This window comes from Neorhizobium sp. USDA 3394, assembly GCF_056280385.1.
The window spans coordinates 384,858-406,623 of sequence record NZ_JBWCDU010000001.1 but is presented as its reverse complement, the minus strand read 5'-3'; the positions used below and the strand labels follow the sequence as shown (position 1 = coordinate 406,623).

At 62.1% G+C, this 21,766-nt stretch carries 22 protein-coding genes; 5 read left to right on the top strand and 17 right to left on the bottom strand.

The genetic code is table 11. The features are described from left to right. Entirely contained in the window at positions 1-1,164 is a 1,164-nt protein-coding gene (locus tag ACZ9EJ_RS01690) for a M20 aminoacylase family protein (RefSeq protein ID WP_046639484.1), read from the bottom strand. Between the two features lie 326 nt (positions 1,165-1,490). On the opposite strand from ACZ9EJ_RS01690, the gene ACZ9EJ_RS01685 reads away from it, so the two are divergent. The 3 genes from ACZ9EJ_RS01685 (at position 1,491) to ACZ9EJ_RS01675 (ending at position 5,208) form a co-directional block, all read left to right on the top strand. Further along, positions 1,491-3,200, top strand: a complete 1,710-nt coding sequence (locus tag ACZ9EJ_RS01685; protein ID WP_046628990.1) for a peptide ABC transporter substrate-binding protein — start codon at positions 1,491-1,493, stop codon at positions 3,198-3,200. A 78-nt stretch (positions 3,201-3,278) separates the two neighbouring features. Beyond that, the gene (locus tag ACZ9EJ_RS01680) at positions 3,279-4,289 is read left to right on the top strand and encodes an ABC transporter permease (RefSeq protein WP_046604447.1); all 1,011 of its coding nucleotides are present in this window, start codon (positions 3,279-3,281) and stop codon (positions 4,287-4,289) included. Beyond that, a complete protein-coding gene (locus ACZ9EJ_RS01675; RefSeq protein ID WP_046628988.1) occupies positions 4,282-5,208 on the top strand; it encodes an ABC transporter permease in 927 nt (308 codons plus the stop codon). Before ACZ9EJ_RS01680 ends, ACZ9EJ_RS01675 begins: the two co-directional genes overlap by 8 nt. A gap of 373 nt (positions 5,209-5,581) precedes the next feature. On the opposite strand, the gene ACZ9EJ_RS01670 is transcribed toward ACZ9EJ_RS01675, so the two are convergent. From ACZ9EJ_RS01670 to ACZ9EJ_RS01660, 3 genes are all read right to left on the bottom strand, one after another. Next, entirely contained in the window at positions 5,582-6,523 is a 942-nt protein-coding gene (locus ACZ9EJ_RS01670) for a sensor histidine kinase (RefSeq protein ID WP_251089662.1), read from the bottom strand. Positions 6,524-6,686: 163 nt separating this feature from the next. Beyond that, complete coding sequence (locus ACZ9EJ_RS01665) at positions 6,687-6,851, bottom strand: DUF1328 domain-containing protein (RefSeq protein ID WP_046639481.1); 165 nt, start codon at positions 6,849-6,851, stop codon at positions 6,687-6,689. A gap of 81 nt (positions 6,852-6,932) precedes the next feature. Next, positions 6,933-7,727: a response regulator gene (locus ACZ9EJ_RS01660; protein WP_046628982.1), complete on the bottom strand. Its 795-nt coding sequence runs from the start codon at positions 7,725-7,727 to the stop codon at positions 6,933-6,935. Between the two features lie 168 nt (positions 7,728-7,895). Between ACZ9EJ_RS01660 and ACZ9EJ_RS01655 the strand changes: the two genes are divergently transcribed. After that, positions 7,896-8,078: a NepR family anti-sigma factor gene (locus ACZ9EJ_RS01655; protein WP_046628980.1), complete on the top strand. Its 183-nt coding sequence runs from the start codon at positions 7,896-7,898 to the stop codon at positions 8,076-8,078. Continuing rightward, entirely contained in the window at positions 8,075-8,641 is a 567-nt protein-coding gene (locus tag ACZ9EJ_RS01650) for an RNA polymerase sigma factor (RefSeq protein ID WP_037077490.1), read from the top strand. The genes ACZ9EJ_RS01655 and ACZ9EJ_RS01650 overlap by 4 nt, the downstream gene beginning before the upstream one ends. Before the next feature lie 26 nt (positions 8,642-8,667). Here the strand turns inward: ACZ9EJ_RS01650 and ACZ9EJ_RS01645 are convergent, their stop codons facing one another. The 13 genes from ACZ9EJ_RS01645 to ACZ9EJ_RS01585 all read right to left on the bottom strand — a co-directional run bounded on the left by ACZ9EJ_RS01645 (position 8,668) and on the right by ACZ9EJ_RS01585 (position 21,746). Then, positions 8,668-9,012 carry a hypothetical protein gene (locus tag ACZ9EJ_RS01645; RefSeq protein ID WP_251089661.1) on the bottom strand — a complete coding sequence of 115 codons (345 nt, stop codon included), beginning with the start codon at positions 9,010-9,012 and terminating at the stop codon, positions 8,668-8,670. A gap of 213 nt (positions 9,013-9,225) precedes the next feature. Beyond that, positions 9,226-9,681 (bottom strand): hypothetical protein, encoded by a 456-nt coding sequence (locus tag ACZ9EJ_RS01640; protein WP_251089660.1) that lies wholly within the window; start codon positions 9,679-9,681, stop codon positions 9,226-9,228. Further along, entirely contained in the window at positions 9,681-10,028 is a 348-nt protein-coding gene (locus ACZ9EJ_RS01635) for an ElaB/YgaM/YqjD family protein (RefSeq protein WP_046639479.1), read from the bottom strand. The genes ACZ9EJ_RS01640 and ACZ9EJ_RS01635 overlap by 1 nt, the downstream gene beginning before the upstream one ends. Positions 10,029-10,248: 220 nt before the next feature. Next, positions 10,249-11,643 (bottom strand): amidase, encoded by a 1,395-nt coding sequence (locus ACZ9EJ_RS01630; RefSeq protein ID WP_046639478.1) that lies wholly within the window; start codon positions 11,641-11,643, stop codon positions 10,249-10,251. Positions 11,644-11,665: 22 nt separating this feature from the next. Beyond that, positions 11,666-12,484 carry an ABC transporter permease gene (locus ACZ9EJ_RS01625; protein WP_046628971.1) on the bottom strand — a complete coding sequence of 273 codons (819 nt, stop codon included), beginning with the start codon at positions 12,482-12,484 and terminating at the stop codon, positions 11,666-11,668. After that, a complete protein-coding gene (locus ACZ9EJ_RS01620) occupies positions 12,481-13,431 on the bottom strand; it encodes an ABC transporter permease (RefSeq protein WP_046639477.1) in 951 nt (316 codons plus the stop codon). The genes ACZ9EJ_RS01625 and ACZ9EJ_RS01620 overlap by 4 nt, the downstream gene beginning before the upstream one ends. Positions 13,432-13,842: 411 nt before the next feature. Beyond that, on the bottom strand, positions 13,843-15,372 hold the full coding sequence (locus ACZ9EJ_RS01615) for an ABC transporter substrate-binding protein (protein ID WP_476098587.1): 1,530 nt from the start codon (positions 15,370-15,372) through the stop codon (positions 13,843-13,845). A 144-nt stretch (positions 15,373-15,516) separates the two neighbouring features. Beyond that, positions 15,517-16,446, bottom strand: coding sequence for a LysR family transcriptional regulator (locus ACZ9EJ_RS01610; RefSeq protein ID WP_046628965.1), 930 nt, complete (start codon positions 16,444-16,446; stop codon positions 15,517-15,519). An 80-nt stretch (positions 16,447-16,526) separates the two neighbouring features. Next, positions 16,527-17,276, bottom strand: coding sequence for an ABC transporter ATP-binding protein (locus ACZ9EJ_RS01605; RefSeq protein ID WP_046628963.1), 750 nt, complete (start codon positions 17,274-17,276; stop codon positions 16,527-16,529). Next, on the bottom strand, positions 17,273-18,106 hold the full coding sequence (locus ACZ9EJ_RS01600; protein ID WP_046639475.1) for an ABC transporter ATP-binding protein: 834 nt from the start codon (positions 18,104-18,106) through the stop codon (positions 17,273-17,275). The genes ACZ9EJ_RS01605 and ACZ9EJ_RS01600 overlap by 4 nt, the downstream gene beginning before the upstream one ends. Then, on the bottom strand, positions 18,103-19,035 hold the full coding sequence (locus ACZ9EJ_RS01595; protein ID WP_046639474.1) for an ABC transporter permease: 933 nt from the start codon (positions 19,033-19,035) through the stop codon (positions 18,103-18,105). Before ACZ9EJ_RS01595 ends, ACZ9EJ_RS01600 begins: the two co-directional genes overlap by 4 nt. After that, positions 19,032-20,078 (bottom strand): ABC transporter permease, encoded by a 1,047-nt coding sequence (locus tag ACZ9EJ_RS01590; protein ID WP_370649704.1) that lies wholly within the window; start codon positions 20,076-20,078, stop codon positions 19,032-19,034. Before ACZ9EJ_RS01590 ends, ACZ9EJ_RS01595 begins: the two co-directional genes overlap by 4 nt. A gap of 60 nt (positions 20,079-20,138) precedes the next feature. After that, entirely contained in the window at positions 20,139-21,746 is a 1,608-nt protein-coding gene (locus ACZ9EJ_RS01585; RefSeq protein WP_046628955.1) for an ABC transporter substrate-binding protein, read from the bottom strand. Between the last annotated feature and the right edge of the window lie 20 nt (positions 21,747-21,766).

Here is a 21,766-nt window from a genome sequence, read left to right as displayed (position 1 = left end):
TCAGGCGGCGAGCGCGGTTTCGGCGAGCGTGACCCAATAGCTGACGCCAAAGGGGATAGCCTCGTCGTTGAAATCATAGGCTGCGTTGTGGAGGCTGGCGGTATCGCCATTGCCGATGAAGATGAAGGCGCCGGGGCGCTTCTCCAGCATGTACGAAAAATCTTCCGCACCCATATGCGGCGCCATGCCGGTCTGCACCGCCTTGGGACCGGCAACCTTGGCGGCGACCTCGACGGCAAAGTCGGTCTCGTTGTCATGGTTGAAGGTGACGGGGTAACCGCGGCGATACATGATGTCGGCCGTCGCCCCATGGGCGATCGCGGTCGATTGCGCCACTTCGCTCAGGCGCTTTTCGGCAAAATCGCGGGTTTCCGGCAAAAGCGTGCGCACCGTTCCGGCCATCTTCACGTAGGCGGGAATGACGTTGCTCGCCTCGCCGCCATGGATGGAGGCGACGGTGACGACGAGCGACTTCAGGGGGTCGGTCTCGCGCGACACGATCGACTGGAGCGCCAGTACGATATGTGACGAAACCAGGATCGGGTCGATCGAATTGTGCGGCTGCGCGGCATGGCTGCCGCGGCCGTGGACGGTGATCTCGAACGTGTCGGCGGCCGCCATGATGCCGCCCTTGCGGGTAGCGAAACTGCCGACCGGAAGGCGCGGCTCGTTATGCATGCCGTAGACTTCCTTGATGCCGAACTTCTCCATCATGCCGTCGTTGATCATCGCCAGCGCGCCCGCGCCCCCCTCTTCCGCCGGCTGGAAGATCACCGCGACCGAGCCTTTGAAATTGCGGGTCTCGGAAAGGTATTGAGCCGCGCCAAGCAGCATGGCGGTGTGGCCGTCATGGCCGCAGGAATGCGCCTTGCCGGGCGTCTTGGAAGCCCAGGGCTTGCCGGAGGTTTCGAGGATCGGCAGCGCGTCCATGTCGGCGCGGAAACCGATCACCGGCCCATCGCCCTGGCTGCCCTTAATGATGCCGACAACACCGGTCCTGCCGATGCCGGTCTCGACGACGTCGCAACCGAATGCCTTCAGCTTCTCGGCGACGAATTTCGAGGTCTCGTGAACGTCGTAGAGCAGCTCCGGATTCTCGTGAAGATGGCGCCGCCATTCGGCAACCTGATCCTGCATTTCCGCGACGCGATTGATGACTGGCATTACGCAGACCTCATTGTTTTTTTGCTGTTTCCCACTCTGGTCGGAGCGGATATTGCGACGCGAAGACACGATTTTGCAAGCTTCAATTTTCCGGCTTGAACGGAAAATAGGCCTATGCTTAGATGGCTCAAAATTTGATCATGCTCGCCAAAAGCGGCAGGATGTAACTTGTTCTTAAGGTAGTTTCGGAGGAGGGACGGTCTAAAAATACGCTGCGAAGTCAATAAGTTGAGGAAGGCGACTTCGCAGTCCCGAGGCATAAAAAAGCCGGCTTGACCGGCATGCCCAACCACAACTCATAAGAGAACGATAAGGGGAATAGCAGCATGAAAAACCTCAAACTTCTTCTGGCCGGCACAGTAGCCGCCCTGGCCTTCGCAGGCTCGGCCGCCTACGCGGCCCGCGGCACCGACGGGGATCTGAAGATCCTGTTCTGGCAGGCAGTCTCCACCATGAACCCGTACCTCTCCGGCGGCACCAAGGAAGTCTACGCTTCCTCTATGGTCATCGAGCCGCTCGCCCGCTACGACGAGAAGGGCGAACTGGTGCCGACGCTGGTCACCGAGATTCCGACGGTCGAGAACGGTGGCGTCGCCAAGGACCTGATGAGCATGACCTGGAAGATCAAGCCAGGCGTCAAATGGTCGGACGGCACGCCTTTTACGGCCGACGATGTCATCTTCACCTGGAAATACTGCATCGCGCCGGACGGCGGCTGCGCTCAGGCTGCCCAGTATGAAGGCGTCAAGAGCGTCGAGGCTCCGGATCCTCAGACGGTCAAGATCACCTTCACCGAACCGAAGCCCTATCCCTACAGCGCGTTTGTCGGCGCCCAGTCGCCGGTCATCCAGAAGAAGCAGTTCGAGAACTGCGTCGGCGCCAAGGCCCCGGGCTGCACTTCGGCCAATTTCGGCCCGATCGGCACCGGTCCTTTCGTCGTCAAGGAATTCAAGCCGAACGACGTCATCACGCTGACCGCCAACACCAACTACCGCGATGCGGCCAAGCCGGCCTTCGCGACGGTCACCCTCAAGGGCGGTGGTGACGCCGCGTCCGCTGCGCGCGCCGTTCTCGAAACCGGCGAATACGACTATGCCTGGAACATGCAGGTAGAGCCGGAAATCCTCGCCAAGATGGTCGCCGCCGGCAAGGGCAAGCTGGAAACGGCGTTCGGCACCCAGGTCGAACGTATCAACCTCAACCACTACAATGCCGATCCGTCGCTTGGCGCCAAGCGCTCCACCAAGGAAGCCGGCCCGCATCCGTCGCTTTCCGACCCGGCAGTCCGCCGCGCGCTTTCGCTCGCCATCGACCGCGACATCATCGTCGAGGCCGGTTACGGCGCAGCCGGCAAGGCGACCTGCAACATCGTGCCCGCACCGGCCGCCGTCGCTTCCACCAAGAACGACAGCTGGTGCCTGAAGCAGGATCTCGCGGCAGCCAACAAGCTGCTTGACGATGCCGGCTGGAAGAAAGGCCCGGATGGCATCCGCGCCAAGAACGGCGTGAAGCTCTCCTACCTTTACGCAACCTCCACCAACTCGGTTCGCCAGGCGACCCAGGAACTGGTGAAGGACATGTGGTCGCAGATCGGTGTCGGCGCCGAACTGCGCAATGCCAGCGCCTCGGTCTTCTTCGGCGGCGATCCGGCAAGCCCGGACACCTTCCAGAAGTTCTATGCCGACGTCGAAATGTACACCAACAACTTCGACGGCACCGATCCGGAAAAGTACCTCGCAGAATGGCTGTGCGACAAGGTTCCCGGCCCGGCGAACGGCTGGCAGGGTCAGAACATCCCGCGTTACTGCAACCCGGCCTATGACAAGCTGGTCGGCGAACTCTCCAAGACCGCCGAACTCGACAAGCGCGCAACGCTTGCCAAGCAACTCAACGACATGCTGACCGAAGAAGGCGCGCATATCCCGCTCGTCCACCGCGGCAGCGTCTCCTCGCATTCTCTCAAGCTCGCCGGCGTGAAGATGAATGCGTGGGATAGCGAACTGTGGAACGTCGCCGACTGGTCGCGCGCGAAGTGATGCTGATCGCCGGGCCTGCCCCAAGGGCAGGCCCGGCGCCCGCATTTTCTTCTCCGTGCTTAGTCTGGAGACTTATGGATGTTCACATACACTTTGCGGCGATTGCTCTTCGCAATCCCGACGCTGCTGATCATCAGCTTCGTCATTTTCGCGCTGCTTGATCTTGCCCCCAACGATCCGACCGGCGACCTGCCGTTGACGATCCCGCCGGAGGTCCGCGAACAGATCCGCGCATCACTCGGCCTCGATCAGCCGTTCTTCTTCCGCTACCTCTATTGGCTGCAGCAATTCTTCATCAACGAACCGCTCAACATCCTCGAACGGATGACCGGTTGGCAGTTCGGCGACGGCAACCGCATGCGGGTGCTGTCCTGGGCGACCAGAAGCCCGGTGGTCGACCTGATTGTCCAGCGCCTGCCCCAGACGCTGTGGGTCGTCGGCCTCGCCTACGTGTTCGGGGTGCTGATCGCCGTTCCGATCGGCGTTATCTCCGCCTACAAGCAGTATTCGATCTTCGACCAGATCGGCACCTTCGTGTCGATGGTCGGTTATTCGGTACCGACCTTCTTCACCGGCGTGCTGCTGGTGGTGATCTTCTCCTCGTATCTGCAATGGTTCCCGTCGGTCTATGACACCAACCTTGTTGTCACCGACTTCTCGAGCTTCGTCCAGCAGATCAAGCAGATGGCCTTGCCGGTGGCGGTGCTGTCGCTCTTCAACGCCTCTCAGATCACCCGCTTCGTGCGGGCCTCGATGCTGGACAACCTGCATCAGGACTACGTACGCACGGCGCGCGCCAAGGGCGTCAAGGAAAAGTCGGTCCTGCTCATCCACGTTTTGCGCAACAGCCTGATCCCGGTCGTCACCGTGATCGCGCTCGGCGTGCCGACGATCTTCTCGGGCGCCATCATCACCGAGCAGATCTTTCGCGTGAATGGCCTCGGCCAGCTTCTGATCATCGCCGTCCAGGGGGCCGATATCCCACTCGTCCAGACCCTGACCTTCATCTTCGCGGTGCTGATCGTGCTCTTCAACCTCATCGCCGATGTGCTTTACGGCATTCTTGACCCGAGGATCCGTTATGACTGATGCGACCGTCGCAACCGCGCCGCCCGCCAAGGCAGCAACTCCCACCCGATCGGCCCTCGCTGACATCTGGCGCCAGTTCCGTGCCCACAGGGGCGGCGTTGTCGGGCTTATCGTCTTTACCTTCATAGTCCTGGCCGTCTTCGTCGGCCCCTATATCCACCGGGTGGCCCCGAACGCCATCAACATCCGCGACAAGAACCAATGGCCTTCCCTGGCTCATCCGTTCGGCACCGACAACCTGGGCAAGGACATGCTTGCCCAGGTGCTCGCCGGCGGCCGCATCTCGCTTGCGGTCGGCATCACGGCCATGTTGCTGGCGCTCTTCCTCGGAACGCTGGTGGGAGTGGTGTCCGGCTATATCCGCAGGCTAGACGGGCCGCTGATGCGCATCACCGACCTGTTCCTGGCCTTGCCGCTGCTGCCGTTGCTGCTCGTCATCCTGATGCTGTTCCGCGATACCCTGCGGGCTGCATTCGGACCCGAAACCGGCATCTTCATCCTGATCGTCTTCGTGATCGGGATCACCAGCTGGATGCACACCGCCCGCATCGTGCGCGGCGACGTGCTGGCGGTCAAAAGTCAGGAATTCATCCTGGCGGCCAAATCGAGCGGCATGCGGGAATATCGCATCATCCTCAAGCACATCCTCCCGAACGTGCTGAGCTCGATCATGGTTTCCGCGACATTGGGCATCGCCTCGGCGATCATCACTGAATCGGCGCTGAGCTTCCTCGGCCTCGGCTTTCCCTCGGATTTCCCGACCTGGGGAAGGCTTTTGTTCGACGGGGCCAACTTCCTGCAGCTCACGCCTTCGCGCGTTTTGTGGCCGGGACTGGCAATCTCCGCCACGGTGCTCAGCGTCAACTACATGGGGGACGCTATCCGCGACGCGCTCGATCCGAGGGCACTCAAGCATTGATCTTGCAACACGAATCGGAACCGAATGGCGGCTGCAAAGCCGCCATTTTTCATTCGGCCCAGCTCAAAAAACGCCCCTAAAGAAACTTTAAAAAAAGTTTCGAACCGCCGGAACCTATTTCCAGGGCGCTCGTTATATCAGTGTTCGAAGGCGACCCCCCGTCCCCCGCCCTACAAAGCCTTCGGACCTACTCTTCAATCCCCCTCGAAGAGACGAACTGGCTCGGCTCCGTCAACCGGAACCGAGCCAGCTCAGTTTTGTGGGATAGTGAGTAGTGCTGCGACGAGCGTTTCCGCTTTTGGCAGATGTTTTCGCCACGAGGCGTCGTGACTGGCTCGAACAAATCGCTGACGACTACACTACCGACCGTCTTTCAGTCTCCGCCGCTCTCAAGCGGAAACACCAGCCGATAGCTGATGCGGTCGTTGGAGATGACGTATTGCGCCTTGCCGTTGACGGAGGCCGGCACGACGCGTTCGAGCACCGTGCTGCCGAAATGCGCCTTCAGCGACTCCTCGTTATCTTCGGGGCTCCGGCTGGCGTCCAGCACCTCGTCCCAGATCATCTCGAGCGAGTCATGGCCGTTGAGATGCATGCGGGTGCAGGTGACGTTGATCACCCTGCCGCTGCGCAGGAGCGAGCCGTGGCTGACCGCATTGACGATCAGCTCATGCAGCGCCAGCCCGATATGCAGCGAAGCGTTCGGCGTCAGAAGAATATTGTCGCCGTGGACGCGCACCAGGTGCTTGTTCTCCGGCAGGTATTTTTCCGTCTGCTGCTGCACCAGTTCGAAGAAATAGGCGCCGCGCCAGCTGGAATCGGTGATCAGGTCCTGGCTCTGCGAAAGGGAATAGAGCCGCCCCCGGAACTTGTGCAGAAACAGTTCCAGCGAGCCCGAATAGCGGGCCGTCTGCAGCGCGATGCTCTGGATGATGGCGAGCAGGTTCTTGGAACGGTGGCTGACTTCCCGCAGCAGCGCGCGCAGCAGCCGCTCGCGGTGACGCTCCTCGGAACGGTCGATGATCGTGGTGACGAAATGCAGGCCGCCATTGGAGAATTCCACCGTCTGGACCCGGAACTCGTAGATCTGCTCGGTCCCGATGGTGATCTCGATGTGGCCCTTGCGGCCGGCTTCCGTCATGCCGTCCTTGAGGATCGCGAGCTTTGCTCCGACCTCCTCGCCGAACAGGATGACATCCGTGGGTGTCCTGACATGCTCGACAGCCCAGATCTCCGGAAGATGCGTGACGAAGAGGTAATTCCGGCCGGCGTCCTGGATCATGATACTGGCGCCGAGATCCACCAGCGCGGGCATGAAAAATTCACGTAACTTGTCATCACTCTGACCAGCCTGCTGCCATGTCAGGGGATGCATCAAATTCCTCACTCCGTCCGCGGGCTGGCTGGAAAAACCGGGCGCCTGCTGAACGCATAGATACCCGCATTTATGAGCATGATTATCCGCCTTTTATAGGACGTCAAACGCGCCGGAACAACCCGACGACCAGCGATATCAGCAGCAATGCGAGAAACAGGAAAAACAGGAGCTGGGCCAGACCGGTCGCCGTTCCCGCAATGCCGCTGAAGCCGAGCGCCCCGGTGAGAATCGCCACGAGCAGGCAGACAAGAGCATAATACAACATGGGTTTCCCTCTTCGGATGCGCCAGAACGCCCACCTGTCGTATATTGTTCCGGCCTGCCAGCCCGACTGCCGCCGATGGGATCAAGCGGCCGCCTTGACGGCTTCGTTGAAGAACAGCGCCTGGCTGATCAAGGCCTTCACCATGTCCGGATTGAACGGCTTGGTAACCAGGAAGGCCGGTTCCGGGCGTTCGCCGGTCAGAAGCCGTTCCGGAAAGGCGGTGATGAAGATCACCGGCACGCTCGAAGACTTCAGGATCTCGTTGACCGCGTCGATGCCGGAGCTGCCGTCGGCAAGCTGGATGTCGGCCAGCACCATTTTCGGGTGCGAGGACTGAAACAGCGATACCGCTTCCTTGTGGGTGCGGGCGATGCCGGTGACGCGGTGGCCGAGATCCTGCACCATCTGCTCGATGTCGAGCGCGATCAGCGGCTCGTCCTCGATGATCATGATGTCGGTCGCCACCTGCCGCGAGATCTCGCGGGTCGCGTCGTCGAGCAGGCGGTTCACCTCGGCGGTGCTGACTTCCAAGACTTCGGCGGCTTCCTCGATGCTGAAACCTTCGACCGAAACCAGCAGAAATGCATGCCGCGACTGGGACGGAAGCATCGACAGATTGGCGGCCGCACGTTGCTCCCAGGCAAACGGCGATTCGATGGGGCGAATCTCAATGTTCGTGGAACCAAAGATTGTAACAAAGAGTTTATAAAGCGAGACACGGTCCTTGGACGTTTCGGGGAATATCGAAACGTCTGCAATCAACGCTTCCAGGACCGCGGCGACATAAGCGTCTCCCGAGGTCTGTGATCCGGTGACGGCGCGAGCATACCGACGCAGATATGGAAGGTGAGACGCAACGCGTGTGGTGAGTGACATACAAAATCTCCCTCGGTGCCCAGCGGGCAATTGACCTGTTATGAACGTGGGCCTGGAAAAAAAGTTCCGCAAGAGTGGAACTTTTTTTGCCGCCAGGAATTCCTTTGCCCGACGATATCGCAACAGGCTGCCCGCGTGATGAGTGACGACAAGAGAAAAAAAGAAGAGATGACAGCAATCCAATCCAGTGAAGTCCGACCCGGAGCGGTGCCGCCGAATGCATCAATATCCCGCAAGTTACGGGACTTCTACGACGCCGTACAGGAGGAAGGGATTCCGGATCGTTTTCTCGATCTTCTTGAGCGTCTCGAGCAGGCGGAAAAGAATGCCAAGCCGGTGAATGCAAAATGAGCAAGGAAGACGAGATCGACGATCGCGGCTTCAAGCGCGACCTACTCGCGTCGCTGCCCAACCTGCGCGCATTCGCCGTATCCCTGACGGGCCGTCACGACAAGGCGGACGACCTTGTGCAGGATACGATCATGAAAGCCTGGGCCAACCAGACAAGCTTCACCGCCGGCACCAACATGCGGGCCTGGCTGTTCACCATCCTGCGCAACGAATTCTATAGCCAGATGCGCAAGCGCGGACGCGAGGTGCAGGATAGCGACGGCCTGTTCAGTGAACGGTTTTCGGTCCATCCGGAACAGTACGGCCGGCTTGATCTTCAGGATTTCCGAAAGGCACTCGACAAGCTGCCCGACGATCAGCGCGAAGCGATCATCCTCGTGGGTGCTGCCGGTTTCGCCTATGAGGAAGCGGCTGCGATCTGCGGATGCGCCGTCGGCACGATCAAGAGCCGCGTCAGCCGCGCCCGTACGCGCCTCCAGGAACTGCTTGGCGTATCCGGCGAGGGCGATTACGGCCCGGACGCAGGCGACGCGGCGATCACCTCCCGCGCATTCGGCAGCTGATCTTCCAAAACTCGAGAAAACGCCGCTCACACCCCGGCGGCGTTTTTGACGGCTTCGACCAGCTGGCGGTCGTCGAACGGTTTTTCGACGACTGTTATTCCGTCCCAACCCTCCAGACCATCCATATCCTCGACACTGAGCGTGGTAAAAACCAGTCCCGCCCCGCAGGCTCTCAACCGAAGCGCGGCATCCTCGCTCTCCGCACGGATGAGGGCGAAATCTATGACGACGACGTCGAACAGGCCCTGTTCCAGATCCATTGCATAGGTGCGCGGCGTCGCGATCTTAACCTCGCAGGCAAGCGCCTCGGTGAGAAGGGTCTCCACTTCCATGGCCACCAGGAACTCCCGATCGACAACGAGGATTCGCAACAATTAATTCCGCCTGAGATTCGACAACGAAATTCGGCTAGATCACCGAAAGAACGCCCGGTCATTTACAAATGACACAGGGAGGTCGCGGACTGCCTGCTATTTTGCTGGCCAAGTCCTTCATTCGTCGAGAGCAGGCTCCAGCGCAACGCAAAACACGGCCGCTTGCGCAAGGCAGGCGGCCGTTGATCGTTGCGGGGGCAGAAAAATCCGCTATTCGCCCGGCTCGGAATATCGGCGGTTCGAAGCGCCCATGGTTCTGGTCGCGAGGAAACCGAGACCGCCGACCACCGCAACAAGCAGCAGCGGGCGGGATTTGACGAGCAGCGGCAATGCGGTCAGAGCCGCCGTCATCATCAGCGCCTTGGAACTGTTGGAAGCGGCAGCCTCCCGTTTGCGGCGCTGTTCGGACGCGTTGGCGATCACGGCGCACAGATACACTATGAAGGCCAGCACAAGCGCGCCGCCGGCGACTGCCAGCAACGCCATTGGGGGGCCCCATATGCTGGCGAGATAGACTGCAAGCGCCGCCACCAGCAGCCCATAGGCGGTCAGCAGGAAAAGCAGCACCAGTGCGTAGAGAACAGCGTTTCTCTTGAGCCTGCGCGTGAACGCCGCGACATCCATCGCGGCGAGCGAAGCCAACAGGGGACCAAGTCCTGCCATCATCAGCGGCGCGTCAGCAGCGCGAACAGGAAGCCGACGCCGGCGGCGATGGCGACGGCCTGGATCGGGTTGGTGCGGATCTGACGCTCCAGATCCCTTTCCATCGACAGTGCCTGATCGCGCGCAGCTTCCACCATCTGCATCGAGGCATCGGCGGCGTCGCTGGCGACGCGACGAGCCTTGCCCTTGTATTCGCTGGCCTTCTCATTGCCTACGGCAGCAACGCTGCGGGTAAGCGCTGCGATATCGTCGCGGAGCTGCTGGATCTGGGCTTCGAGATCCTTGCTGGCTGGCGAATTCTGGCCTGTGCCGTTGCGGGCGAAGTCGGTCGTGGGGTTGGCTGCGGGCATATCGGATCTCCTGTTTTGCGGACCTTAAAGGATGCGCGCCGCGGAAGGCTTTGCGCGGAATCAAACGGCGTCGAAAACGTGTAACGGGATCGGTCCCCCGCGCGAGCGGCGCACGCCACTCGCTTCACACTTCCTGTCGCCGCCGTTGAACGCTGCAAAGGCGCGATTGTTCCCCGGCACTGTTGCGCAGAAGCGGAAATCGCCCGAAAGGTTGGAAAACTCAGGCGGCCGGCGGCTCGGGCCAGGTGGGAACGCCGCCAGCCCATTGTTCGAAGGCTCTGGAGAGCTTCAGCACGAGCAGGTCGTCGTAGCGCGGGCCGACGATCTGCAGGCCGATCGGCATGCCGGATTTCGAAAAACCGCAGTTGATCGACGAGGCCGGCTGTTCCGACATGTTCCACGGCACCGTGAAGCCGATATGCTCGAAAGGTTTCGAGGGATCATTGGTCGGCGAGGCCCATTCCGCCGGATAAGAGACGATCGGATTGGTCGGCGAGATCACCGCATCGACGGTCGTAAACAGCTTTCCGCAGGCCTTGCGCATCTCGATCGTCTGGTTGAAGCCCCGCACCGCCTCGACGCCGGAAATGTAGGTGCCGCCTTCCGCCCACTCGTAGATATAGGGGAGGATCAGCGCCCGGCGCTCTTCCGGCATTTTCTCGATATCGCCCCAGAAGCGCGAGCGCCAGAAACTGTCGAGCCCGTCGAGCATGATACGGCTCATGACCGGTTCGACCGGAATGATGATCGCCCCCGCCTCCTCGAAGCGTCTGGCGGCGGCCACGACCGCATCGCGAACCTCGTCCTCGACGGCAAGGCCGATGCCGGCGTCGAGCATCAGGCCGATCTTCAAACCCCTGACGTCGACGTCGAAATCCAGCCAGTCGAAATCGTTGGGCGGCAGCGAGGTACCGTCGCGCCAGTCGGGACGCGACAGCGTCGCCATGGAGAAGGCGGCATCTTCGACCGTGCGGGTCATTGGCCCCGCGCAGCGGCCGACATAATAGGGATCCAGCGGAATACGGCCCTGGCTCGGCTTGAAGCCGAACAGCCCTGTCCAGCCGGCCGGCAGGCGCACCGAGCCGCCGATATCCGTGCCGATATGCAACGGCCCGAAACCGGCCGCACCGGCGGCCGACGCGCCGGCGCTCGATCCGCCCGGGTTCTGGGTGAGGTCCCAAGGGTTGCGGCTGAGGTGATGGAAGCTCGACAGGCCGGAGGACAGCATTCCGTAATCCGGGCAGGTGGTCTTGGCAAAGATCACCGCGCCGTCCTCTCTCATGCGCGCGGCGATGGGCGCGTCTTCCGCGGCCGGCACCAGTTCGACTGCGGCGGTCCCGAGCGGCACCGGCTGGCCCCTAGTGGCGATCAGTTCCTTCAGCGTTACCGGAATGCCGTCCAGCACGCCGAGCGTCGCGCCCTTCATCCAGCGATCGGTCGAGGCTGCGGCCTGCGCCCGCGCGCTCTCCGGATCGTAGAGGTAGAGCGCCTGCACATGCGGTTCGAAGGCGGCGACACGATCCTCGACCGCCAGCCAGTATTCCGAGGGCGACAGCTTCTTGGTCGAATAGAGATCGAGCAATTCTCGGATCGTCAATTTCAGGAGGTCATTCATGGCAATATCTTCGTTTCGAAAATCAGGAATTGTCGCGGGGATCGAGGAGGTCGCGCAGGCCGTCGCCGAGCATGTTGAGGCCGAGCACGGCGAGAGCGATGGCAAGCCCCGGCATCAGCGCCAGCCACGGCGCCTGGCCGAGGAAAGTCTGCGCGTCGGCCAGCATCCGCCCCCAGGTGGGCGTGGGCGGCGGCATGCCGAGACCGAGGAAGGAGAGGCCGGCTTCCGTCAGGATCGCGAGGCCGAGCTGGATCGTCACCTGCACGATGATCTGGTTGGAAATGTTCGGCAACACATGCACGAGGGTGATCTTCAACCTTGGCCGGCCCATGCTGACGGCAGCGGTGACATAGTCCCGCGTCCAGATCTGCAGGGCCGCGCCGAGCGCGAGCCGCGCGAAGACCGGCACCATGAACACGCCGATGGCAATGATCGCCGTGAACCGGCCCGACCCGATGAAGGCGCCGAGCATCATCGCCGAGAGAATTGGCGGAACGGCGAAGACGATGTCGCAGCCACGCATGACGACGAGTTCCAGCCAGCCCCGCCGCATGGCGACGACGACGCCGATGGCCGTGCCGACGCTTGCGCCGAGAAGCACCGCGAGAATGGAGGTGGACAGCGAATTCCAGGCGCCGACCATCAGCATCGAGGCTACGTCGCGGCCGAACTGGTCGGTGCCGAGGAGGCCGAAATCGAGTGGAGCCTTGAGTTTGTGGACGATGTTCATTTTCGTCGGCGGGAACGGGGTCCAGACGAGCGACAGCAGCGCCACGGCAAACAGCGCCAGCGTGATGACGAGCCCGATGAGGAAGACAGGGCGGCGAAGGAGTTTCCTCATTGCGCACCAGCCCTGAGGCGCGGATCGACCACCAGATAGGCGAGATCGACCAGAAAGTTCATCAGGATCACCAGGGCCGAGAAGAACAGCACGACATCCTGCATGACGATGATATCGCGCTGGGAGAGCGCCTGGTAGGCGAGCCGGCCGAGGCCCGGCAGATTGAAGACGTTCTCGACCAGCACCGCGCCGGCGATCAGGAAGGTGAATTGCAGGCCGAGCATGGTGAACACTGGCACCAACGCATTCGGCACCGCGTGCCGCCACAGAGCGACGCTCTCGCTCAGGCCCTTGGCACGGGCGGTGCGGACGAAATCCTCGTTCATCACCTCCAGCACTGCGGCGCGGGCCACGCGGGTCAACACGCCGGCCTGCGGCAAGGCGAGCGCCACGGCGGGCAGGAGGAGCGCCTTGAAGCCCGCGACCAACCCGGCATCCCATCCTGGAAACCCGCCGGCCGGCATCCAGCCGAGCATGGTGGAGAACAGGATGATCAGCAGAAGCCCGACCCAGAAAGCCGGCACCGCGATGCTGATATAGGAGAACAGGCCGGCGACGAAATCAAAAGGCCCGTTGTGCTTGCGAGCGGCCTGAACGCCAAGTGGAATGGCGATCGCCACCGAGAGCAGGATGGCGATCAGCGCCAGCGGCAGGGTGACGGCAAGCCGCTCGCCAATCAACCCCGCGACCGGCACGCCATAGGTATAGGACTGCCCGAGATCGCCCCGCAAGACCCCGGCGAGCCAGGCGAGGTAACGCACGGGGAGCGGCTGGTCGAGACCCAACTGTTTCTGCAGTGCCGCGAGCGTTTCCGGGCTCGCCGAGGTGCCGAGCATGATCGCGGCCGGATCGCCGGGCAAAAGGTCCATGACGGTGAAGATCAGCAACGAGACGACGAGCAGCGTGACGGCGAGGCTGAGCATACGGCGGATGAGAAGGGCGATCATGGGCGAGTCACCATACCTGTACCGCAGGCTCCCTCTAATCTCCTCCCTTGTAGGCAGGACAATCGCATATGAGCATGCGAGGCGGTGCGTGGAGCCCCTCCCCCTTGTGGGGAGGGGTTGGGGAGGGGTCTTCGCTCCGAATAAAACCCCTCCCGCCTGCCGGCTACCCTCCCCACAAGGGGGAGGGTTAGGGGTACCGCAACGCCTCGCGTCCCATGTGCGATTGCCCCGCTTTGAGAGAGAGGCGTCACCAAAGGGTCCAAAGGAAAAAGGCGGCAGCAACGGCACGGCAAACGCAATGGCTCAGGAACATGCTGAGAGGTTACCCCCCTCTGCCCTGCCGGGCATCTCCCCCTCAAGGGGGGAGATTGGCATACCGCACCCACTTCACTCCAACTCATCGCGTGAACTTCACTCTACCCACTGTACATCCGTGAGCACGTTCGAAGGGATAGGTTCGTTTTCCCACAGGCCCTTCACCTTGCCGTCCCATACGCCGAGCTTCGGCATGACGAACAGGAAGAGCGCCGGCACGTCGTTGGCGAGAATGGTCTGCGCCTCGCCGTAGAGCTTTTCCTGTCCGGCGGCATCGGAGGTCATCTCGACCTTTTTCAGCACGTCGTTGAAGGCCGGGTTCTTGTAGTTGAAGTAGTAGGGATCGCGGGAATAGATATCGATGTCCATCGGCTCGGCATGGGCGACGATGGTCATGTCGTAATCCGCGGCCTTCAGCACGTCGGCCACCCATTTCGCCGGGAATTCGGTCGTCTCGATGTTCATCGTCACGCCGATTTCCGCAAACATCGCCTGCAGCACCTGCGAGGTGCGCTGCGCATAGGCCATCTGCGGAGCCTTGATGGTGAAGGTGAAGCCGTTCGGGAAGCCGGCCTCGGTAAGCAGCGCCTTCGCCTTGGCGGCATCATAGGGATAGACGCCAGTGAGGTCCTTGTAGCCGCGGTCGTTCGGCGTGTAGTGGCTGCCGATCGGTGTGCCGAAACCGGACCAGGCGCCTTCGACGACGGTGGCACGGTCGACGGCCATCATCAGGGCCTGACGAACCTTTTTGTCGCTGAACGGCTTGCGGGTGTTGTTCATGCCGGCGACGACCTTGAGCTCGGCATTGCCGATAACGGTCGTCAGCCGCTTGTCGCCCTCGAAGGACTTGATCAGTTCAGGCGCCCCGAATTCGGGGAACGCGTCGACGTCGCCGGCCTTCAGCGCTGCGGCCTGGGCCTGAGGATCGCTGATGAAACGGAATGCCGCGGTATCGAGCTTCAGGGAGACGGCCTTGTTCCAGTAGTCGGCATTCTTCGCGAGATCCACCTTGGAGCCCTTCGACCAGCTGACGAACTTGAACGGGCCGGTGCCGATCGGGGTCGTCTTGTTGTCGGCGGCCGATTTCGGTTCGACGATGGTCGAGGACGGCCAGCCCAGCCAGTAAAGCAGGCTGCCGGCCGGCTGCTTGAGTTTCAGCACCAGCGTCGCCGCATCCGGTGTTTCGACCGTGTCGATCGAGGCGAAATAACGCTTCTGCGGATTGACCGAATCCGCGCCGCGGGCGCGGTCGATCGAGAACTTGGCAACCGCACTGTCGAAGGCGACGCCGTTGTGGAACTTGACGCCCTGGCGGAGCTTGAACGTGTAGGTCAGGCCGTCCGGCGAGATCTGCCAACTTTCGGCAAGCTGCGGCTTGATCTTGCCGTCCTTGTCGATGGTGGTCAGGCCTTCAAAAATGTTCTGCCAGGTCACCTGGCCGATCGCGACCGGTGCGGCGACGGTCGGATCGAGCCCGGCCGGCTCGATTGCCATGCCGACCGTGATCGCGGTCTTCGCCGCCGCCTCGGCGCCCGTCTGGCCCGAAAGAAGGCCTGCGCTCATCGCAAGGCCAAAAGCTGCACTCTTCAATATGGTCGCAGAGCTCAAAAGCGTCATCCTGCCCATCCGTTATCCCCTTTTTTGGAACGAGACCCGCCTGATCGGCACCTGCGGGATCGTCGATTGCCAAAAGTGTGTCATTTCGCAGGTGCACACACAATGCAGAATTTTGTGTTCTCTGTGTAGCCGAAAACGCTACACGGAATGGAATTAGGCGCTTGCCCTTTTAGGCGCCGATTTGCGCGCATCGGCTCCGCGCATGAAGCGCTCGATAAAATCGACGAGCTTGCCCGCCGCGAATGATAACTGGCGATCCGGCGCGACACAGAGATCGATCGGCGTGCGCACCGCCTTGCCGGCGGCGATCGGTACCGCGGCAAGCTGGCCGGCATCGATTTCGCGCTGCACGGCGAGCGCCGGCAGTAGCGTCACCGCCGCACGGCGCAACACCAGTTCCTTCAGCATTTCCAGGGAACCGGTGACAAAGACCGGATCGAGCTCCAGCCCGTCCTTGGCGAACAGGTCCTCGAAGGCCTGCCGTGCGCCGAAACTCTTGTCCGGAAGAGCAAGCGGCATCCGGACGAGATCGCGCAATGTCAGTTCCCTGGCACCGGCGGACGGATGGTCGGCGGCCATGATGACGTCATAGGTGATTTCGGAGCGCAGCCGCACCTTCACGCCGGATATCTTTGGCGCAAACAACGTCACGACCAGGTCCGCCTCGGCGGCGGCGAGCGCCTCGACCGCCTCGCGGGCACTGGTGATCGCCACCTCGAACCGCAGCTTCGGATAACGCAGGCTGAATTCCGCAAGCACCGGGGCGATCAGGTTGGCGACCGTCGCGCCGTTGGCATAGATCACCACCTTGCCGCGCTGCAGGCCCTGCAGGTCGTCGATCAGCTGGTGGACATGTTCGAGTTCGCGCAGCGTCCGCCCTGCCCGCGCCGCCAGCAGTTCGCCGGCGGCGGTCAGCTTGATGCCGCGATTGCTGCGCTCGACGAGCGGCGTGCCGAAATAATGTTCGAGGTTCTCGATCTGTCGCGAGACGGCGGTGGCTGCAACATTGAGATTCTCCGCCGCCGCCCGCATCGAATTGGTGCGGACCAGTTCGTCGAAATACATAAGCGCCCGAAGCTGCATGCGATCCTGCCGGCTGAAACATGTCGCCCGAAAGCGGGGACCGGTTTCGGGAGGTGACATTGATAAAATCGAGACGCTCGTCAGCCGCGGCGGAAACCTTCGCTGGCGACGAGCAGCTGGCGGGTATACTCGGCTGAAAACTCGCGGTTTTCCAGCGCTTTCCGCGGCACCGTCTCGACCACCTTGCCGGTTTTCATCACCGCAAGCCGTTCGCACATGTGGCTGATGACGCCGAGATCGTGGCTGACCATCACGAATGTGAGGTTGCGGTCGCGGCGCGCCTGTTCGAGCAGGTTGAGGATTTCCGCCTGGATCGAGGCGTCGAGCGCCGAGGTCGGCTCGTCGAGCAGCAGGATCTTCGGCTCCAGGATCAGCGCCCGCGCGATCGCGATACGCTGCCGCTGGCCGCCGGAAAGCTGGTGCGAGTAACGGAAGCGGAAGCCCGACCCGAGACCGACCTCGTCCAGCGCACGGTTGATGCGGGTCTCGATATCGGTGAAGCCGTGGATGACGAGCGGTTCCAGCAGCAGCCGATCGACCGTCTGGCGCGGATGCAGCGAGCCATACGGATCCTGGAACACCATCTGGACCGTGCGGTAGAATTCCTTGTCGCGCTTGCGCCCGGAATAGGAGCGCCCGTTGACGCTGAGCGTGCCCTGGTCGAACGACGCGAGACCCGAGACGGCACGCAAAAGGGTCGATTTGCCGGAGCCGGATTCCCCGACGATGCCGAAGGATTCGCCGGTGCCGATATCGAAGTTCACATGATCGAGTGCCGCAAACTCATCGTATGTGACGACCATGTCGCGGATGGAGAGAGCCGATGTCATAGTGCCCACTCCGGCTTGCGGTCGAGGACGGGCAGCGGATGCCGGTCGGAACCGATGGTCGGCAGGCAGTTCAAGAGCCCGCGCGTATAAGGGTGCTGCGCATCGGCGAGATTGGCAGCCGGCAGTTCCTCGACGATCTGGCCCGCATACATGACGATGACCCGGTCGCAGAAGGAAGAGACGAGCCGGAGATCGTGGGAGATGAAGATCAGCCCCATGCCGCGGTCGGCCACCAACTTGTCGAGGATGTCCAGCACTTCGAGCTGCACGGTTACGTCGAGCGCCGATGTCGGCTCGTCGGCGATCAGCAGTTCCGGACCGCAGACCAGCATCATGGCAATCATCGCCCGCTGCCCCATGCCGCCGGAAACCTCATGCGGATAAAGCGAGAAGACCCGCTTCGGATCGCTGATCTGCACCGCCTCCAGCATGGCGAGCGCCCGCGCCCTGGCCGCCGAAGTCGAGATCTTCTCGTGCGTCTTCAGCGTCTCGACGATCTGCCGGCCGATGGTCATCACCGGGTTCAACGAATATTTCGGATCCTGCAGGATCATCGCCACCTGCTTGCCGCGCAGATCCCGCCGCTCGCGGGCCGGCATGGTGAGCAGGTTCCGATCACCGAAAGCGAGCTTTCGCGCGCTGATCTTCGCATGGGAGGGCGTCAGGCCCATGATCGCCCGGCCGGTCTGCGACTTTCCGGAGCCGGATTCGCCGACGATGCCGAGCCGTTCGCGACCGAGCGCGAAGGAGACGCCGCGCACCGCCTGCACGTCGCCGGTACGGGTCGGGAAGGTGACGCGCAGATCCTCGACCGTCAGAAGCGGTTTCATTGGCCGGCCTCCTTCGGATCAAGCGCATCGCGCAGGCCGTCGCCGAGCAGGTTGAAGCCGAGGCTGACGATCAGGATCGCAAAACCCGGCATGGCGGCGACCCACCACTGGTCGAGGATGAAGCGGCGGCCGGAGGCAATCATCGCGCCCCATTCGGGAAGCGGCGGCTGGGCGCCGAGGCCGAGGAAACCGAGGCCCGCGGCGGTCAGGATGATGCCGGCCATGTCGAGCGTGACGCGCACGATCAGCGACGAGATGCAGAGCGGCATGACGTGGCGCAGCACGATACGGAAGGGCGAAGCGCCCATCAGCTTGACCGCCGAAATGAATTCCGAATTGCGGAAGGTCATCGTTTCGGCACGGGCGATACGTGCATAGGGCGGCCAGGAGGTGACGGCGATCGCAAGAATGGCATTCTCGATGCCGGGCCCGAGGGCTGCGACCAGCGCCAGCGCCAGGACAAGCTTCGGGAAGGCGAGGAAAATGTCGGTGATCCGCATCAGCACCGCATCGAGCCAGCCGCCGGCATAACCGGAAACGGTGCCGACCAGGAGGCCGATCGGGGCTGCGATGATCGCCACCAGTACGACGACGAGCAGCGTCAGCCGCGAGCCGTAGATGAGGCGCGAGAGAATGTCGCGGCCCTGGTCGTCGGTGCCGAGCAGGTATCCCGGCGAGCCGAGTGGCAGCAGGCGGGAATTGCGCAGGTCCCCCTGCACTGGATTATGGGGAGCCAGAACATCCGCGAAGGCCGCAACGAAGAGCAGCAGGACGAGGATGGCAAGACCGATCAGCGCCAGCCGGTTTTCGGCGAACCGGCGCCAGACGATATAGGCCCGTCCGAAACGTGCTTGGCGGCGCGAGGTCGGGCGGTCGGAGAGCAGCCATTCGCGGCTATAGGGCTTGAGCGTGGTTTCCGCGATACTCATCGGCTGCGCGTCCTCGGATCGAGTGTCCGGTAGAGAAGATCGGAAAAGATGTTGATGGCGACGAAGACGGCCCCGATCACCAGCGTGCCGCCGAGCACCGCATTCATGTCGGCATTCTGCAGCGAATTGGTGATGTAGAGACCGAGCCCCGGCCAGGAGAAGATGGTCTCGGTCAGCACCGAGCCTTCGAGCAGGTTCGCATAGGAAAGCGCGATCACCGTCACCAGCGGCACGGCGGCGTTGCGCAGCGCGTGGAACCAGATGATCCGGGTCTCGGAAAGCCCCTTGGCCCGCGCCGCCACCACATATTCCTGGGAGAGCTCGTTCAGCATGAAGGAGCGGGTCATGCGGCTGATATAGGCAAGCGAGAAATAACCGAGCAGCCCGCCCGGCAGCGCGATGTGGCGGAACAGATCCCACATCACCTCCCACTGGCCCTGCATGGCGGCATCCAGAAGATAGAAGCCGGTCTGCGGCGTGAAACTGTATTCGTAGACGATGTCGACGCGGCCCGGGAAGGCGACCCACCGGAGCTGCGCGTAAAACAGCACCAGCGACAGCAGCCCGAGCCAGAAGATCGGCACCGAATAACCGATCAGGCCGATGACGCGGACGACCTGGTCCGCAATGCTGCCGCGCCGGACGGCCGCGAGAACGCCGAGCGGGACACCGACGATCGAGCCGATCAATGTACCGATCGTGGCAAGCTCCATGGTTGCCGGAAAGACGCGGCGGATATCCTCCAGAACGGGATTGCTGGTCAGCACCGACGTGCCGAAATCCCCGGAAAGCGCCTGCTTGGCATAGATAAAGAACTGCTGGTAGAGCGGCAGGTTCAGGCCGAGCTCGATCCGGGTTCGCTCATAGAGGTGCGCCGGCGCTCGGTCGCCGACGATCGCCAGCACCGGGTCGATGGGGATGACCCGGCCGATGAAGAAGGTGACGACCAGCAGGCCGAAGATGGTCGTGACCACCGTCACCGCAAAACGCAGGACGGAGGTCGCGAAGGACGATGCACGGCGCCGATTGCGCCGTGTCGCCACGGAGGTTTCAGGTAAGGTCAAGAAATTCGCCTTTCGGGCTCAGGGCCTGCAACCGGACCCCTATTCCTTGGAGACGTTGAACACGTAGTTCGTATCGAAGGTCGGGCCGAGCTTGTAGCTCTTCACGCCCTTGCCTACGCCTGCGACTTCCGTCTGCTGGAAGACCAGCACGAACGGTCCGCTCTGCAGCACCTTTTTCTGCAAACTTTCGTAGATTGCTGCGCGTTTGGCCGAATCCCGTTCCAGGAAACCGGTCTTGGTTTCCTTTGTCAGCTCCGGAACATCCCAGGCATTGCGCCAGGCGAGCGTCTTCGTGGTGCCGTCGTCGGCATTGTTCGGGTTCGACGTGAAGGTTTCCGCGTTGGAGTTCGGATCCCAGTAGTCGACGCCCCAGTAGCCGATATAGATGTCGTGGGTGCGGGCGCGGTATTTGGTCAGCGTCTGCTTGCCGTCGCCGGGGATGATTTCCATCTTGATGCCGGCCTGCGCGAAGGTCTGCTGGATCGACTGCGCGATGCCGGTGGTCGGCTCGTTGTTGCGCACGTCCATGGTCACCGAGAAGCCGTCCTTGAGGCCGGCCTTGGCAAGCAGTTCCTTGGCCTTGGCGACGTCGAGCTTGTAGGGCTTGTCATCGAGCGAACCGAGAATGCCCTTCGGCAGGAAGGTCTGGTGGATCTGGCCGACGCCCTTGATCAGGGTCGAGCCGATCGCGTCATAATCGACGAGGTATTTCATCGCCTCGACGACTTCCGGCTTCTTCAGGTTGGGGTTCTTCTGGTTCAGGCTGAAATAGAAGACCGAACCCTTCGGCGTGCTGGTGACCGCCGTGCCCTTCTTGGAAACCGCGTCGATATCGTTCGGCTCGAGGTTGCGGGCAACGTCGATGTCGTTGTTCTCCAGCGCCAGGCGCTGTGCCGCGCTTTCCTTCATATGGCGGTAAATGACGCGGTTGAGCGGCGGCTTCTCGCCCCAGTAATTGTCGTTGCGCTCCAGCACGACCACTTCGTTGGCGCGCCATTCGCGGATCTTGTACGGGCCGGAGCCGGCGAAATTGGTCTTCAGCCAGGCATTGCCGTAGTCGCCATTGGTGACGTGCTGCGAAACGACCTTCTTATCGACGACGGCAGCGACCGTGGCGGTCAGGCAGTTCAACACGAAGGACGGGGCGTAGGACTGGTCGACGGTCAGCACGAAGGTATTGGCGTCCTTGGCGACGGCCTTGCTCGTGATATTGTCCTTCTTCAGGCCGAACTGGTTGAGGATGAAGGCCGGCGGGCCGTCGATCTTGACCGAGCGCTCGAACGAATAGGCGACGTCTTCCGCCGTAATCGGATTGCCGGAGGCGAACTTCAGGCCCTGCTTGATCTTGAACGTGTAGGTCAGGCCGTCATCGGAGACAGTCCAGCTTTCTGCAAGGTCCGGCTTGACCTTGGACGTGTCGGCGATGTCCAGGCGCACCAGGCGGTCATAGCTGTTGCCATTGACTTCGCCGGCGGAGAATTCGAATGCCTGGCCAGGATCGAGCGTGATGATGTCGTCGAAGGCAAGCCCGATGACAAGAGTGTCCTTCGGCGTCACCGCGAAAGCCTGCGGTGCGGCAAGCAGCATGAGCGACAGCGCCGCGCTCGCGGACAGTAGACGGACTCGTCCCTGAAGTGCATGGATCATGGTCGTTTTTCCCCTTTTGG

Coding starts and splice junctions, on each gene's coding strand:
- ACZ9EJ_RS01655 (WP_046628980.1), top strand. CDS start 7,896: ATGACAGCAATCCAATCCAGTGAAGTCCGACCCGGAGCGGTGCCGCCG.
- ACZ9EJ_RS01615 (WP_476098587.1), bottom strand. CDS start 15,372: ATGGGCAGGATGACGCTTTTGAGCTCTGCGACCATATTGAAGAGTGCA.
- ACZ9EJ_RS01630 (WP_046639478.1), bottom strand. CDS start 11,643: ATGAATGACCTCCTGAAATTGACGATCCGAGAATTGCTCGATCTCTAT.
- ACZ9EJ_RS01600 (WP_046639475.1), bottom strand. CDS start 18,106: ATGAAACCGCTTCTGACGGTCGAGGATCTGCGCGTCACCTTCCCGACC.
- ACZ9EJ_RS01665 (WP_046639481.1), bottom strand. CDS start 6,851: ATGTTGTATTATGCTCTTGTCTGCCTGCTCGTGGCGATTCTCACCGGG.
- ACZ9EJ_RS01660 (WP_046628982.1), bottom strand. CDS start 7,727: ATGTCACTCACCACACGCGTTGCGTCTCACCTTCCATATCTGCGTCGG.
- ACZ9EJ_RS01605 (WP_046628963.1), bottom strand. CDS start 17,276: ATGACATCGGCTCTCTCCATCCGCGACATGGTCGTCACATACGATGAG.
- ACZ9EJ_RS01680 (WP_046604447.1), top strand. CDS start 3,279: ATGTTCACATACACTTTGCGGCGATTGCTCTTCGCAATCCCGACGCTG.
- ACZ9EJ_RS01620 (WP_046639477.1), bottom strand. CDS start 13,431: ATGATCGCCCTTCTCATCCGCCGTATGCTCAGCCTCGCCGTCACGCTG.
- ACZ9EJ_RS01640 (WP_251089660.1), bottom strand. CDS start 9,681: ATGATGGCAGGACTTGGTCCCCTGTTGGCTTCGCTCGCCGCGATGGAT.
- ACZ9EJ_RS01610 (WP_046628965.1), bottom strand. CDS start 16,446: ATGCAGCTTCGGGCGCTTATGTATTTCGACGAACTGGTCCGCACCAAT.
- ACZ9EJ_RS01690 (WP_046639484.1), bottom strand. CDS start 1,164: ATGCCAGTCATCAATCGCGTCGCGGAAATGCAGGATCAGGTTGCCGAA.
- ACZ9EJ_RS01595 (WP_046639474.1), bottom strand. CDS start 19,035: ATGAGTATCGCGGAAACCACGCTCAAGCCCTATAGCCGCGAATGGCTG.
- ACZ9EJ_RS01625 (WP_046628971.1), bottom strand. CDS start 12,484: ATGAGGAAACTCCTTCGCCGCCCTGTCTTCCTCATCGGGCTCGTCATC.
- ACZ9EJ_RS01675 (WP_046628988.1), top strand. CDS start 4,282: ATGACTGATGCGACCGTCGCAACCGCGCCGCCCGCCAAGGCAGCAACT.
- ACZ9EJ_RS01685 (WP_046628990.1), top strand. CDS start 1,491: ATGAAAAACCTCAAACTTCTTCTGGCCGGCACAGTAGCCGCCCTGGCC.
- ACZ9EJ_RS01635 (WP_046639479.1), bottom strand. CDS start 10,028: ATGCCCGCAGCCAACCCCACGACCGACTTCGCCCGCAACGGCACAGGC.
- ACZ9EJ_RS01670 (WP_251089662.1), bottom strand. CDS start 6,523: ATGCCCGCGCTGGTGGATCTCGGCGCCAGTATCATGATCCAGGACGCC.
- ACZ9EJ_RS01650 (WP_037077490.1), top strand. CDS start 8,075: ATGAGCAAGGAAGACGAGATCGACGATCGCGGCTTCAAGCGCGACCTA.
- ACZ9EJ_RS01585 (WP_046628955.1), bottom strand. CDS start 21,746: ATGATCCATGCACTTCAGGGACGAGTCCGTCTACTGTCCGCGAGCGCG.